Origin of the sequence: Streptomyces sp. NPDC088197, from assembly GCF_044741185.1 — a bacterium.
Classification (GTDB): Bacteria; Actinomycetota; Actinomycetes; order Streptomycetales; family Streptomycetaceae; genus Actinacidiphila.
Genome location: NZ_JBIUSD010000006.1, coordinates 49,979 through 65,604 on the forward strand (window position 1 = coordinate 49,979; position 15,626 = coordinate 65,604).

Annotated in this window: 1 protein-coding gene; it reads left to right on the forward strand. The window is 74.1% G+C overall.

Annotation, left to right across the window (positions count from 1 at the left end; all coding sequences use genetic code 11):
* Positions 1 to 113 precede the first annotated feature (113 nt).
* Positions 114 to 15,566: an SDR family NAD(P)-dependent oxidoreductase gene (locus tag ACIOC1_RS16755; RefSeq protein WP_401854972.1), complete on the forward strand. Its 15,453-nt coding sequence runs from the start codon at positions 114 to 116 to the stop codon at positions 15,564 to 15,566.
* The last annotated feature ends 60 nt before the right edge of the window (positions 15,567 to 15,626 follow it).

The window sequence follows — 15,626 nt, forward strand, 5'->3', positions numbered from 1 at the left end:
GGCGATCGGGACGCGCACTCCGCATTCCACCGAGGCGGTGGAAAGTCTGGCGTTTTCGTGCGACCTGTATCACCCCCCGGGTCGTGGGATTCCGAAGGAGCTCTGACGTACTGGTGGCGGACACAAATGCCGACCGGAATTCGCTGAACGGACACGGCGGCGACCCCGCCGGGCCGGGCGAACCCATCGCCGTCATCGGGGTCTCCTGCCGACTGCCGGGAGCGGACGACCCGACGGCGTTCTGGGACCTGCTGCGCGGCGGCGCGGACGCCGTGACCGAACTCGCCGCCCCCCGTTGGCCCGTGGAGGGCGACGTGGACGCCGAGCCGGACGTCGAATCGGACGTCGATTCGGACATCGGGAAGGGCGGTCCGGGCGGTCCGGGAGATCCGGGCGGTCCGGGCGCGGCCGGTCCGCAGCGCGGCGGCTTCCTGGACGCCGAGCGGATCGAGGGCTTCGACGCGGAGTTCTTCGGCGTCACGCCCCGCGAGGCCGCCCAGATGGACCCCCAGCAGCGGCTCGCGCTCGAACTGGGCTGGGAGGCACTGGAGGACGCGGGCCTCGCCGCCCTGCACCCCGCCTCCAGGACCGGGACCCCCGAGGCCGCCTCGGCGGCGCACCGGCGGAAGGCCGCTCGACGGCCCGTCGCCTACGGGGTGTTCCTCGGCGTCATCGCCGACGACTACGCGACCCTCAGCGCCCGGTCAGGACCGGCCACCGCCCACACCCTCACCGGCCTGCACCGCAGCCTCGTCGCCAACCGCATCTCCTACGCGCTGGGCCTCAACGGCCCGAGCCTGACCGTCGACGCCGGGCAGTCCTCCTCGCTGGTCTCGGTCCACCTCGCCTGCGAGAGCCTGCGCTCCGGCGAGTCGGCGGTCGCCCTGGCCGGCGGCGTGAACCTCAACCTCGTCCCGGAGACAACCGAGCGGATCACCGCCTTCGGCGCGCTCTCTCCCGACGGCCGCTGCTACACCTTCGACGAGCGCGCCAACGGCTACGTCCGCGGCGAGGGCGGCGCGGTCCTGGTCCTCAAGCGGCTGAGCGACGCCGTCGCCGACGGCGACCCGATCCGCTGCGTGCTGCTCGGCAGCGCCGTCAACAACGACGGCGGCGGCCCCGGCCTCACCAGCCCGCACCAGGCGGCGCAGGAAGACCTGCTGCGCAGCGCCTACCGGCAGGCCGGGGTCGCGCCGGACGAGGTGCAGTACGTCGAACTGCACGGCACCGGCACCCGCGTCGGCGACCCGGTCGAGGCCCGCGCGCTCGGTACGGTGCTCGGCGCCGGCCGCGACCCGCGAGCGCCGCTGGCCGTCGGCTCGGTCAAGACGAACGTCGGCCACCTGGAAGGCGCCGCGGGCGTGACCGGCCTGCTCAAGCTGATCCTCAGCGTCCAGCACCGGGCACTGCCGCCGAGCCTCAACTACCGCCGCCCGAACCCGGAGATCGCGCTGGCGGACCTCCGCCTGCGGGTGCAGACCGGCGACGGGGCGACCGCCTGGCCCGACGCCGACCGGCCGCTGCTGGGCGGTGTCTCCTCCTTCGGCATGGGAGGCACCAACTGCCATGTGGTGGTGGGCGAATGGGCCGCGGCCTCGGCCTCCGTCGTCCCCGAAGCGGTTGCCCCGGGCGCCGCCCCCGCGACCCGGTCACCGCTCGGTGAACTCGACCTTGTGCCCTGGCCGGTGTCCGCGCGGTCCGCCGCCGCACTGCGAGGCCAGGCCGAACGCCTGCTCGCCGTCGCCGAATCCGCCGATGCCGATGCCGATGCTCATGCCGGCTCCGACTCCGACTCCGGCTCCGGTTTCGCCTCCGCCGACGGCGGCGGCCCGTCGAGCCTGCGCCCGGTAGGCCGGGCCCTCGCCCTCTCCCGGGCGGCGTTCGAGCACCGCGCTGTCGTCCTCGCGGCCGGACCCGCGGACGCCCGTAACGCCGTCGGCATGCTCGCCACCGGCATGCCCGCGGCCGGCCTCGTGAGCGGCGCGGTGCGCGCCGGAGGCAGCCGGGTGGCCCTGGTGTTCCCGGGCCAGGGCTCGCAGTGGGCGGGCATGGCGATGCAACTGCTTGCCACCTCACCGGTGTTCGCGGCCCGGATGGGGGAGTGCGACACGGCGCTGGCGCCGTATCTCGGCAGCTCGGTGGTCGAGGCGATCCGGGAGGGCGCCCTGGACGACGTGGTCGTCGTCCAGTCGGCGCTGTGGGCGGTGATGGTGTCGCTGGCCGAGGTGTGGCGCGCCGCCGGTGTCGAACCCGGCGCCGTCATCGGGCACAGCCAGGGCGAGATCGCCGCCGCCTGCGTCGCGGGCGCGCTGTCCGTCGAGGACGGGGCGAAGACGGTCGCGCTGCGGGCGAAGGTGATCGGCGCGTCGCTGTCGGGCCGCGGAGGGATGCTCTCGGTCGGGCTGCCCGTCGGCGCGGTCCTCGAACGCCTCAAGCGCTGGGGCGACCGGCTGTGCGTCGGATCGGTCAACGGGCCTTCTTCCACCGTGGTGTCGGGCGAGCTGGACGCGCTCGCCGAACTGCGCGCCGTCTGCGACGCCGAGGGCATCCGCGCCCGGCGCGTCGACATCGACTACGCGTCGCACTCGGTCCAGGTCGACGCGATCCGGGAGGAGGTGCTGGACGCCCTCGCCGGCATCACCCCGGTGGCGTCCGACGTGCTCTTCTACTCCACGGTCACCGGCGGCCGGCTCGACACCCGGGAGCTGGACGCCGCGTACTGGCTCGCCAACCTCCGCGGGCAGGTGCGGTTCGACGAGACCGTACGCGCGCTGCTGGCGGACGGGTTCGGCTACTTCGTGGAGGCCAGCGCGCACCCCGTGCTGGCGGTGGGCCTGGCCGAGACGTTCGAGGACGCCGGGTTCGACGCGGTGGCGCTCGGCACGCTGCGCAGGAACCAGGGCGGCCAGGAACGCTTCCTGACCTCGCTGGCCGAGGGCTGGGTACGCGGCCTGCCGGTCGACTGGCAGGCCGTGTTCGCCGACACGCCCCCGGCCCAAGTGGCCCTGCCCACCTACGCGTTCCAGCGCCGCCGCCACTGGCTGGACACCGCGACCGGCCGCCGTCGCCGACGCGCGGGAACCGCCGCCGTACCGGCCCACCGCACCGTCCGGGACGCCGAGCACGGCGAGGACCGGGACTCCGGCGCCGAACCGGCCGCCGCCTCCTCGTTCGCCGCCCGACTGGCCGCGCTGCGCCCGGCCGAGCGGGATTCGACGCTGCTGCGCTTCGTTCTGGCGCACGCGGCGGCGGTCGCGGGACAGCCGTCGCCGGACGCGCTCGACCCCGAACAGACCTTCAAGAACCTCGGGTTCGACTCGCACCTGTCGGTCCAGCTCCGCAACCGGATCGCCGAGCAGGCCGAGGTGGCGATGCCCGCCACCGTCCTCTTCGACCAGCCCACGCCGTCCGCGCTCGCCCGCCACCTGCGCGCCGCCCTGCTCGACGCGGGACCCGCGGCGAACGACACCGCGGCGCCCCCCGCTGACCACCCGGACGCCGACGACTCCCCGATCGCCATCGTCGCCATGGCCTGCCGACTGCCCGGCGGCGTCGACTCGCCCGAGGCGCTGTGGGACGTCGTCGCGGACGGCCGGGACGTCATCGGCGACTTCCCCGACAACCGCGGCTGGGACATCGAGCGCCTCTACGACCCGCAGGCGCGGCGCGCGGCCACCAGCTACGTCCGGCACGGCGGATTCCTCGACGGCGCACCGGACTTCGACGCCGGGCTGTTCGGGATCTCGCCGCGCGAGGCCCTGGCCATGGACCCGCAGCAGCGCCTGCTGCTGGAGACCTCGTGGGAGGCGGTGGAGCGCGCCGGGATGGACCCGCTGTCCTTGCGCGGCACCCGCACAGGCGTCTTCTTCGGCGCGATGTTCCAGGAGTACGGGCCGCAGCTCCAGTACGGCGCGGACGGCGTCGAGGGCCACCGGCTCACCGGCACCCTCACCAGCGTCGCCTCGGGACGGCTGGCCTACACGCTGGGCCTCGAGGGCCCGGCCGTCACCCTGGACACGGCCTGCTCGTCGTCCCTGGTCGCACTGCACTGGGCGGTACGGTCGCTGCGGTCGGGCGAGTGCACGATGGCGATCGCGGGCGGCGTCACGATCATGTCCACGCCCGGCATGTTCGTGGAGCTGAGCCGACAGGGGGCGCTGTCCCCCGACGGCCGCTGCAAGGCGTTCTCCGCCGCCGCGGACGGCACCGGCTGGTCCGAGGGCGTCGGCGTCCTCGTGGTCGAGCGGCTCTCCGACGCGCGCCGCAACGGCCACCAGGTGCTGGCCCTGATCCGCGGCTCCGCCACCAACCAGGACGGCGCGAGCAACGGCCTGACCGCGCCGCACGGCCCCTCGCAGGAGCGGGTGATCCGTGACGCGCTCGCCGACGCGCAGGTCGCCGCCGCCGACGTGGACGTGGTCGAGGCGCACGGCACCGGCACGACGCTCGGCGACCCGATCGAGGCGCAGGCGCTGCTGGCCACCTACGGGCGGAGCCGCCCCGAGGACCGGCCGCTCCGGCTCGGCTCGGTCAAGTCCAACATCGGGCACACCCAGGCCGCGGCGGGCATCGCGGGCGTGATCAAGATCGTGCAGGCCCTGCACCACGAGGAGCTGCCCCGCACTCTGCACGCGGACGTTCCCTCGCCGCACGTCGACTGGTCCGGCGCCGTCACGCTCCTCACCGAACCGGTGGCGTGGAAGCGCGGGGACCGGCCGCGGCGCGCGGGCGTCTCGTCGTTCGGCATCAGCGGCACGAACGCGCACCTGATCCTGGAGGAGGCGGAGGCTCCCGTAAGCGCTCCGGCCGCGCCCGGCGCGTCCGAGGCCGAGATGGAGGCCAAGTCCGTATCCGCTTCGGCATCCGTATCCGTATCCGCTTCCGCTTCCGAGGGCGGGGCCCGGGACCCGCGGGCGCTCCCGATCCTCACCGGAGCCCCCGCACCGTGGCCCGTGTCAGGACAGTCGGCCGCCGCGCTGCGCGCCCAGGCCGCCCGTATCCGCGACTGGACGGGCGAGGCCGGGGGAGACGGCCCCGCGAGCACGGGTGACGGCCGGGCCGCCACCGGCCATGCCCTGGCCACCGCCCGCGCCGTACTCGAACACCGGTCCGTCGTGCTCGCCGCCGACCCCGACGGGACCCGTGACGCGCTGACCGCCGTCGCCGTCGGCGCGCCCACCCCCCACGCCGTCGTCGGCGCGGCCGACCTGCGCGGCCGGACGGTGTTCGTCTTCCCCGGCCAGGGCTCCCAGTGGCGCGGCATGGCCGCCGAACTCCTCGACACCTCACCGGTGTTCGCCCGCCGCTTCGCCGAGTGCGAGCGGGAGGCGGCCGCCTACGTCGACTGGTCCGCCACCGCTGTGCTGCGCGCCGCCCCGGACGCGCCGCCGCTCGACCGGATCGACGTACTCCAACCGGTGCTGTTCGCCGTCAACGTGTCCCTGGCCGCGATGTGGCGCGCCGCGGGCGTCGAGCCGGCCGCCGTCGTCGGCAGCAGCCAGGGCGAGATCGCCGCGGCCTGCGTCGCGGGCGCCCTCACCCTCGCCGACGCCGTCCGTATCGTCGTCCTGCGCAGCGCGCTCTTCGGCGAGGAACTCGTCGGCAACGGCGCCGTCGCGTCGGTCGCGCTGAGCGCGCAGGCGCTGGAAGAGCGGCTGGCCGCGTGGGACGGCCGCCTCACCGCGGCCGGACGCAACGGACCCACCGCGCAGACCGTCGCCGGGGACGAGACGTCGCTCGCCGAATTCGTCGCCGCCTGCAAGGACGAGGGGATCAGGGCCCGCGTCATCGGCTCCACCGTCGCCTCGCACTGCGCCCAGGTCGACCCGCTGCGCGACCGCATCACGCAGATGTTCGCCGACGTCACGCCCGCCGCGGGCGACGTCCCGTTCTACTCGACCGTCACCGGCGGCGCGCTCGACGGAGACGGGCTCGACGCCGACTACTGGTTCGAGAACGCCCGCAGGCCGGTCGACTTCGAGACCGCCGTCCACACGCTCCTCGACGACGGCTTCCGGTTCTTCGTCGAGATCAGCGCCCACCCCGTACTCACCCCCGCCATGCAGGAGACGTTCGAGTACGCCGGGACCGACGCCCTCGCCCTCGGCACGCTCCGCCGCGACGAAGGCGGCGCCGACCGCTTCCTCACCTCCGTCGCCGAAGGCTGGGTCCGCGGCCTGCCCGGCGTCGACTGGACCCGCCTGCTGCCCGCGACCGACGGGCGCCGCGTCCACCTGCCCACCTACGCCTTCCAACGGGCGCGGTACTGGCTGGAGTCGGCGGCGGGCGCGGGCGCGGGAACGGACGGCCTCGGCCTGTCCGCCACCGGGCACCCGATGCTGGGCGCGGCCGTACAACTCGCCGACACCGACACCCTGTTGCTCACCGGCCGGATCTCGCTGCGCACCCATCCGTGGCTGGCGGACCACGCCGCTCTCGACACGGTGCTGCTGCCCGGCTCGGCGTTCGCCGAACTGGCCCTGCACGCCGCTGAGTTGACCGGATGCGCCCAGGTCGAGGAACTCACCCTCGAAGCACCGCTGGTCCTCACGGGCCAGGACGGCGTGCACCTCCAGCTCACCGTCGGCGCACCGGACACCACCGGCCGCCGCGAACTGCGAATCCACTCACGACCCGACCGTGCCGACGCGCACGACGACTCCGGAAGCGTCGACACCGGCCCCTGGGTCCGGCACGCCGCGGGCGTCCTCGCCTCCGAGGCGCCCGCCGCTCCCGAACCCCTGACCGCCTGGCCCCCGGCCGACGCCCGGCCGGTGCCCGTCGAGGAGTTCTACGCGGACCTGGACGCGACCGGTTACGGCTACGGTCCGGCCTTCCGCCGCGTCCGCGCCGCCTGGCGGTCGGGCCAGCACCTCTACGCCGACGTCGCCCTCGCCGACGAGCAGGCCACCGACGCCGGATCGTACGGCGTCCATCCCGCCCTGCTGGACGCCGCGTTGCACATTTCCCTGGCCCATGTCGACGGCCTGCGGCTGCCGTTCGCCTGGCGCGGGCTCGCCCTGCACGCCGTCCACGCCTCGGCGGTCCGCGTCCGCGTCACTCCCGACGGCCCGGACACCGTCGCCCTGACGCTCGCGGACGCCACCGGCGCGCCCGTCGCGTCCATCGAGGCGCTCACCCTGCTGCCCGTCGGCGAGGCGCAGTTGAGCCCCGCTGGGCGCCCCGCGAACACCCCCGCGGACCAGGCGCTCTTCCGGCTCGACTGGCAGCCCGCCGCGACCGCGGAGCCCGCCGCCGAATGGCTGGCCGTCGGTCCCGGCACGGGCGACGACGGCGTGCCCGACATCGCGGAACTGCTCGCCCGCATCGACGCGGGCACCATCGAGGCGCCGCCGACGGCACTGGTACGGCTCGGCGGGTGGGGGCACGAGGAGCCGGGCGGCGCGAAGGGTGCGCCGGGCGACGGCGACCGCTACGGGAGCGAGGCGTCGGGCTACGACAGCGGGCAGCTTGTCGGCGCGAACGGTGTCCTCGGCGACGGGAGTGGGACGGCGGCCCACGAGGGCGGGACGCCGGGCCGTACGCCGGTCGACGCGGCACTGCCCGCCCGCGCCCACGCAGCGACGGCCGAGGCGCTGGCCCTGCTCAAGACCTGGCTCGGCGACGAGCGGCTGAGCACGTCGCGCCTGGTCGTGCTGACGCGCGGGGCGGTGGCGGCGGGACCCGACGAGGCCGTCGCCGATCTGGCGACGGCACCCGTCTGGGGCCTGATCCGCAGCGCCCAGTCCGAGCACCCCGGCCGCCTCGTCCTGGTCGACACGGACGACACACCGGCGTCCCGGGACGCACTGGCCACGGCCGTCGCCACCGCCGTCGCGCGGGACGAGGCGCAGATCGCCTTGCGCGCGGGCGAGACACGGCTGCCCCGGCTGGTCCGCGCCACCCCCGGCGCCGCGTCCGAGACGCCCGGCACCCAGAGCGACCCACACCCCGCCGAGGCCGACCCGCACGGCACGGTCCTGATCACAGGCGGGACCGGCGCCCTCGGCTCGCTGCTGGCCGGTCACCTGGTCACCGAACACGGCGTCCGGCACCTCGTCCTGACCAGCCGCCGCGGACCCGACACGGACGGCGCCGCCGACCTCAGGGCCCGGCTCCGCGCCGACGGCGCGGAGACCGTCGACATCGTCGCCTGCGACGCGGCCGACCGAACGGCGCTGGCCGCCCTGCTGGACTCCGTTCCCTCCGACCGGCCGCTGACCGGCTTGGTGCACGCGGCCGGTGTGCTCGACGACGGACTCGTGCTGTCCCTCACCGACGACCAACTGTCCCGCGTGCTCACGCCGAAGGTGGACGCGGCGGTCCATCTGCACGAGCTGACCCGGCACTTGGACCTGTCGCTGTTCGTGCTGTTCTCCTCCATCGCCGCGACCTTCGGCAACCCCGGCCAGGCCGACTACGCCGCCGCCAACGCCTTCCTCGACGCCCTCGCCGCGCGCCGCCGCGCCGAGGGCCTGCCCGCGCACTCCCTCGCCTGGGGCCTGTGGGAAGAAGTCGGCAGCATGCGCGCCCACTTGGACGACGGCGACCTCGCCTGGCTGCGCGCCTCCGGCGTCCGGCCGCTGGCCGCCGACCTCGGCCTGGCCCTGTTCGACGCGGCCACGGCCACCGACACGTCCTGCCTCGTCCCCGTCTCGCTCGACCTGTCCGCCCTGCGCACCGAGGCCGCCCGCGGCTCCCTGCGGCCCGCCTTCCGCAGCCTGGTCCGCGCACGGCGCACCGCCGCCGCTTCCGCACCGGCCGACAGCGCCAGCGACCTGCGGCACCGCCTCACCGGCCTCGACCCGCAGGAACAGGACCGGCTCCTGCTCGATCTGATCCGTGAACAGGCCGCAGCCGTCCTCGCGTTGCCGACACCGGACACGATTTCCGCGCGCCGCAGTTTCAAGGAGTTCGGCTTCGACTCGCTGACCGCCCTGCAACTCCGCAACGCCCTCGCCACGTCCACCGGCCTCCGGCTCCCCGCCACCCTCGTCTTCGACTACCCGACGCCCCAGGCGCTCACCGGCTTCCTCCGCACCCTCGTGCTGGGCGCCGACCGGCCGGGCCAGCCGGCGGCAACGGCCCCGGCCGACACGGCAGTCCGGGCGTCCGCTCCGGACAGTGACACCGACCCGGTGGTGATTGTGGGGATGGCGTGCCGGTATCCGGGTGGTGTGGGTTCGCCTGAGGAGTTGTGGTCGCTGGTTGCTTCGGGTGGGGATGCGGTGTCGGGGTTCCCGGTGGACCGGGGGTGGGATGTTGAGGGGTTGTTTGATCCGAATCCTGGTGTGGCGGGGCGGAGTTATGCGCGTGAGGGCGGGTTCCTCTATGGCGCGGGGGAGTTCGATGCGGGGTTCTTCGGGGTGTCTCCGCGTGAGGCGTTGTCGATGGATCCCCAGCAGCGGTTGCTGCTGGAGGCGTCGTGGGAGGTGTTGGAGCGGGCGGGTATTGATCCCGGTTCGCTGAAGGGCAGTTCGACGGGTGTCTTCACCGGAGTCATGCACCACGACTACGGCTCCACCGGCGACCGCCCCGAAGAACTGGAGGGCTACGCCGTCACCAGCACGCAGGGCAGCGTCGCCTCCGGCCGGGTCTCGTACACCTTCGGGTTCGAGGGTCCGGCGATGACGGTGGACACGGCGTGCTCGTCGTCGCTGGTCGCGATGCACCTGGCGGCGCAGGCGCTGCGGTCGGGGGAGTGCTCGCTCGCCCTGGCCGGCGGCGTCACCGTCATGGCGACCCCGTGGGTCTTCGTGGAGTTCAGCCGCCAGCGGGGCATGGCGCCCGACGGCCGCAGCAAGGCGTTCTCGGCAGCGGCGGACGGTGCCGGGTGGGGCGAGGGCGTCGGTGTCCTGCTGCTGGAGCGGCTGTCGGACGCCCGGCGCAACGGCCACCGGGTGCTGGCGGTGATGCGGGGCTCCGCGGTGAACCAGGACGGTGCGTCGAACGGGCTGACCGCGCCCAACGGGCCTTCCCAGGAGCGGGTGATCCGGGCCGCCCTGGACAGTGCCGGTCTGACGGCCGCCGATATCGACGCCGTCGAGGCGCACGGGACCGGCACGGCACTGGGCGACCCCATCGAGGCGCAGGCGCTGCTCGCGACGTACGGGCAGGAGCGGGCCGGTGAACTGCCCCTCTGGCTGGGCTCGGTGAAGTCGAACATCGGCCACACGCAAGCCGCCGCCGGGGTCGCGGGCGTCATCAAGATGGTCCAGGCGATGCGCCACGGTGTGCTGCCGCGCACGCTCCACGTGGATGAGCCGACGCCGCACGTCGACTGGTCGAGCGGCGCCGTCGAGTTGCTGACCGACTCCCAGGACTGGTCCCCGGGCGACCGCCCGCGCCGGGCCGCCGTTTCGTCGTTCGGCATCAGCGGGACGAACGCGCACGTGATCCTGGAGGAGGCTGAGCCGTCGCGGACCTACGAGCCCGAAGTCGGTTCGGAGACAGGCCCGTTGGGATCGCTGACGGTGGTGCCGTGGGTGGTGTCCGCGCGGTCGGCGGACGCGCTGCGCGGCCAGGCCGGACGCCTGGCGTCCTTCGTCGAGGCGGGCGGCGCGGAGAACTCCCCGGCGGACGTCGGCCTCTCCCTCGCGACGTCCCGCACCGCCCTGGAGCACCGGAGCGTGGTGCTGGCCCCCGACATCGCCGAGGCCGTCTCGGGGCTCGGCGCCCTGGCCGACGACACCCCGGCCGCCCGCGTGGTGTCGGGCACGACGGTGCGGGACCCCGGCCGGGTGGTGTTCGTGTTCCCGGGTCAGGGGTCGCAGTGGGCGGGGATGGCGTTGGGGTTGTTGGATTCCTCGCCGGTGTTCGGGGCGCGGTTGGCGGAGTGTGATGCGGCGCTGCGTCCTTATGCGGGGTCGTCGGTGGTGGAGGCGATTCGCGAGGGCGTCCTGGATGACGTGGTGGTGGTTCAGGGGGCGTTGTGGGCGGTGATGGTGTCGCTGGCGGCGGTGTGGCGGTCGGTGGGCGTTGAGCCGGGTGCGGTGATTGGTCACAGTCAGGGTGAGATCGCAGCGGCGTGCGTCGCTGGCGCGCTTTCCGTGGAGGATGCGGCGCGCGTGGTGGCGTTGCGAGCGAAGGCGATTCGCGGGTCGTTGTCGGGCAACGGTGGGATGGTGTCGGTCGCGCTCCCGGCGGATGCGGTACGGGAGCGGATCGCGCGGTGGGACGGCCGGATCGGTGTGGCTTCGGTCAACGGGCCTTCCTCCACGGTCGTTTCGGGCGAACCTCAAGCGCTCGCTGAGCTGCTGACGGTGTGTGAGGCCGAGGGTGTACGGGCGCGTCGTATCGATGTGGACTACGCGTCGCACTCGGCACAGGTGGACGCGATCCGTGACGAGGTCGTGCAGGCTCTGTCCGGCATCGAGCCGCGATCGTCGCAGGTGCCGTTCTACTCGACGGTGACCGGCGGCCGTATCGACACGAGCACGCTGGACGCTGCGTACTGGGTGACCAACCTCCGTCAGGAAGTCCGTTTCGACGAGACCGTCCGGGCCCTACTGGCGGACGGGTTCGGCTACTTCGTGGAGTCCAGCCCGCACCCGGTCCTGGCTGTCGGTCTGGCCGAGACGTTCGAGGACGCGGGCTCCGACGCCGTCGCCCTGGGCACCCTCCGCCGCGAAGAGGGCGGCCAGGAACGCTTCCTCACCTCCCTCGCCGAAGGCTGGGTACGGGGCCTGCCCGTCGACTGGCGGTCCGTCTTCGCCGGAACCCCCGCCCACCACGTCGACCTGCCCACGTACGCCTTCCAGCACGAGCGCTACTGGCTGACCGGTGAGGGCGGCCGCAGTGGCGATCCCAGCGGGCTCGGGCAGGAGGCCGTCGATCACCCGCTGTTGGGTGCGGTGGTGTGCCTGGCGGATTCGGATCAGGTCGTGTTCACGGGCCGGTTGTCGCTGGCGTCGCACGCGTGGCTGGGCGATCACCGGGTGGAGGGGACCGTCCTGGTGCCGGGCGCGGCCCTGGCCGAATGGGCGTTGCGCGCGGCGGACGAGGTCGGGGCCGGGCGGGTCGAGGAGTTGACGCTCCAGGTGCCGTTGGTGGTGCCGGAGGGCAGCGGCGTACAGGTGCAGGTCTCCGTCGGCGCGCCCGACGCGGACGGACGGCGCGAACTCGGCATCCACTCCCGCGCGGAGAGCGCCGCGCCGGGCGACCGGCCCTGGACGCGCAACGCCGCCGGCACGCTGCTCGACGGCAGCCCTGAGACCCCGGACACGCTCACCGCGTGGCCGCCGCCGGGCGCCGAGCCGGTGCCGGTCGACGGCTTCTACGAGCGGGCTGCGGCGGCCGGTTACGGCTACGGCCCTGCCTTCCAGGGCCTGCGGGCCGCATGGCGCGACGGCGACGAGCTGTACGCGGAAGTGGCGTTGCCGGAGGCCGCAACCAAGGACGCGGCCCGGTTCGGCATCCATCCCGCCCTGCTCGACGCCGCGATCCAGGCCGTACTGCTGGAGCACCCTCACGGCTCGCCGGTCCGGCTGCCGTTCGTCTGGTCCGATGTCGTGCTGGGCGCGGTCGGCGCGACCTCCGTACGCGTACGGCTGCGGGCCTCGGGACCTGACACGGTGTCAGTGACGGTGGCCGACACCGCAGGCGCCCTGGTTCTGTCGGTGACGTCCCTCGTGCTGCGCGCGGTGTCGGGCGACCAGCTCCGCGGTACCGGCGCGGACACGGTCGACGGCCTGTTCCGGGTGGACTGGGTCCGCGCGACGCCTACGGAGGCCGACGCGGCGACGGCCGACTGCTTCCTCGTGCCGGGGGCAGCGGGCCTCGCGGCACTGGCCGCCGCCTCAGAGTCGGTTCCGCCGCTGGTCGGCGTGGTCCTGCCCCCGGCCTCAGTCTCCGATGGCGTGCCGGGTGCGGTGGCGGACGCGGTGACCGGCGTGCTGGGTCTGGTCCAGGAGTGGCTGGCCGAGGAGCGGTTCGCTGGTTCGCGGTTGGTTCTCGTCACCCGTGGTGCGGTGTCCACTCACAGCGGTGAGCCTGTCGCTGATCTGGTCCACGCCCCGGTGTGGGGCCTGGTGCGCAGCGCGCTCGCCGAGAACCCCGGGCGCCTGCTGCTGGTCGACACCGACCACGACGTGGAGACGGCCGCGGATCTCGGTGCGGTGCTCGGTGTCGCGGTGGCGGCGGGTGAGCCGCAGGTGGCGGTGCGCGGTGGTGAGGTGCTGGTGCCGAGGCTGGTGCGGGCGCCTGCCGGTGGCGGGGGTTTGGTGCCGCCCGCCGAGGGCGCGTGGCGACTGGTCGCCTCCGAAGGGACGCTCGACGGGCTCGCCCTGGCCCCCCACCCCGCTGCCGACGCGCCGCTCGCCCCCGGCCAGATCCGGGTCGGTATCCGCGCGGCCGGTGTCAACTTCCGTGACGTCGTGGTCAGTCTGGGCATGGTCGGCACTGAGGAGTCGCTCGGCTGCGAGGGTGCGGGTGTCGTGGTCGAGGTCGGTCCTGGCGTCGCGGGTGTCGTGGTGGGTGACCGGGTGATGGGTCTGCTGCCGGAGTCGTTCGGGCCGTTGGCGGTGGTGGACGAGCGGTTGGTCGTGCGGGTGCCGGAGGGCTGGAGCTTCGAGCAGGCCGCCGCCGTCCCCGCGGTGTTCCTCACGGCGTGGATCGGTCTCGCCGACCTCGGCGAACTGCGTTCCGGGCAACGGGTGTTGATCCACGCGGCGACCGGCGGTGTGGGCATGGCGGCCACGCAGCTGGCTCGCCACTGGGGTGCCGAGGTCTTCGGGACCGCCAGCGAGGGCAAGTGGGACACCCTCCGGGACATGGGCTTTGACGCCGAGCACATCGCGTCCTCCCGGACCCTGGCCTTCGAGGACGCCTTCATGACCGCCACCGGGGGCGACGGAGTCGATGTCGTACTGGACTGCCTGGCGCGGGAGTTCGTGGACGCGTCGTTGCGGTTGCTGCCGCGTGGCGGCCGGTTCCTGGAGATGGGCAAGACCGACATCCGCGACCCGGAGGCTGTCGCCGCCGAGCACCCCGGTGTGACCTACCGGGCCTACGACCTGGCGAAGGCGGACCCGCAGCGAGTCGGCGAGATCCTGCGGGAGTTGGCGGGGTTGTTCGCGGAGGGTGTGCTAGAGCCGTTGCCGGTGCGGGTGTGGGACGTACGGCGGGCGGACGAGGCGTTGCGGTTCATGTCGCAGGCGCGGCATGTCGGCAAGGTCGTGCTGCGTCTTCCGCGTGCGGTGGATGCCGCGAGTGCGGTGGTGATCACGGGTGGTACGGGTCTGCTGGGCGGGCTGGTGGCCCGGCATCTGGTGGCCTCGTACGGGGTGCGCGATGTCGTACTGGCGGGTCGGCGTGGTGCGAACGCGCCTGGTGCGGATGCGCTGGTGGCGGAGTTGGGGGCGGCCGGTGCGCGGGTCGAGGTCGTGGCGTGTGATGTCGCGGTCCGGGACGATGCGGCCGGGCTGCTCGCGCGCTTCGGCGGGGACCGGCCGTTGGGTGGTGTGGTGCACTGCGCGGGCGCGCTGGACGACGGTCTGGTGCCGGACCTGGACGCGGAACGTATCCGGAGTGTGCTGGGCGCGAAGGTGGATGCGGCGTGGCATCTGCATGAGCTGACCCGGGACCTGGACCTGTCGTTGTTCGTGCTGTTCTCGTCCCTCGCGGGCGTGGTGGGCACGGCGGGGCAGGGCAATTACGCGGCGGCGAACACGTTCCTGGACGCTCTGGCGGGCGTGCGCCGTACGAGCGGCGCTGCGGCTGTGTCGATGGCATGGGGACACTGGGCCACCGACTCCGAGTTGACCGGTTCGCTCGATGAGGTTGACCGGGCACGTCTGGCCCGTAGCGGCGTGGTGCCGATGAGCGTCGAGCAGGGGATCGGGCTGTTCGACGCGGCCGTCGGCTGGGACACGCCGCTCGCCGTCACCGCCCGCCTCGCGCCCGAGACGGCGGACGAGCAGACCGCGGGAGAAGCCTTCCGCGCTCTCGCGCGCGGCCTGACGAGCCGTGCCCCGCAGCGCCGTACCGCAAAAGCCGCTGTCCCTGCGGAGCGTTCGGGCGGCGCGGACCTGGCCGCGCGCCTCGCCGCGCTCGGCGCCGCCGAGCGCAGCGCCGTACTCGTCGACATGGTGCGCACCAACGTCGCGGCGGTGCTCGGCCACGGATCGTCGGCCGCCGTCGATCCGGCGCGCGCGTTCAAGGAGCTGGGCTTCGACTCGCTCACCGGAGTTGAGCTGCGCAACCGCCTCGGCACCGCCACGGGACAGCGGCTCGCGGCAACCGTGGTCTTCGACCACCCCACCCCCGACGCCCTCGCCGCGCACCTGCTCGGCACGCTGCTGCCCGACGAACGACCGCCAGGTGCCGATGAACTCCTGGCCGAACTGGCGGCGTTGGAGACCCAGCTCGCCACCGTCGCGGCCGAGGAGGTGGACGCGGACCAGCGCGCCGCGGTCGGCCGCCGACTGGAGACACTGCTCGCTTTCTGGCGCGACTCCGGCACCGAAACCGGCTCAGGCACACGCGAGACCGGTGCCGCCGACCGGCTGAAGTCGGCATCCGCCGACGAGGTGCTGGATTTCATCAACAACGAGCTCGGGATCTCCTGAGCGGCCTCGCCCGGCGCGGCGCGCGAGCGCCGGGCGGGCCACACGACGCAGGACATCCCG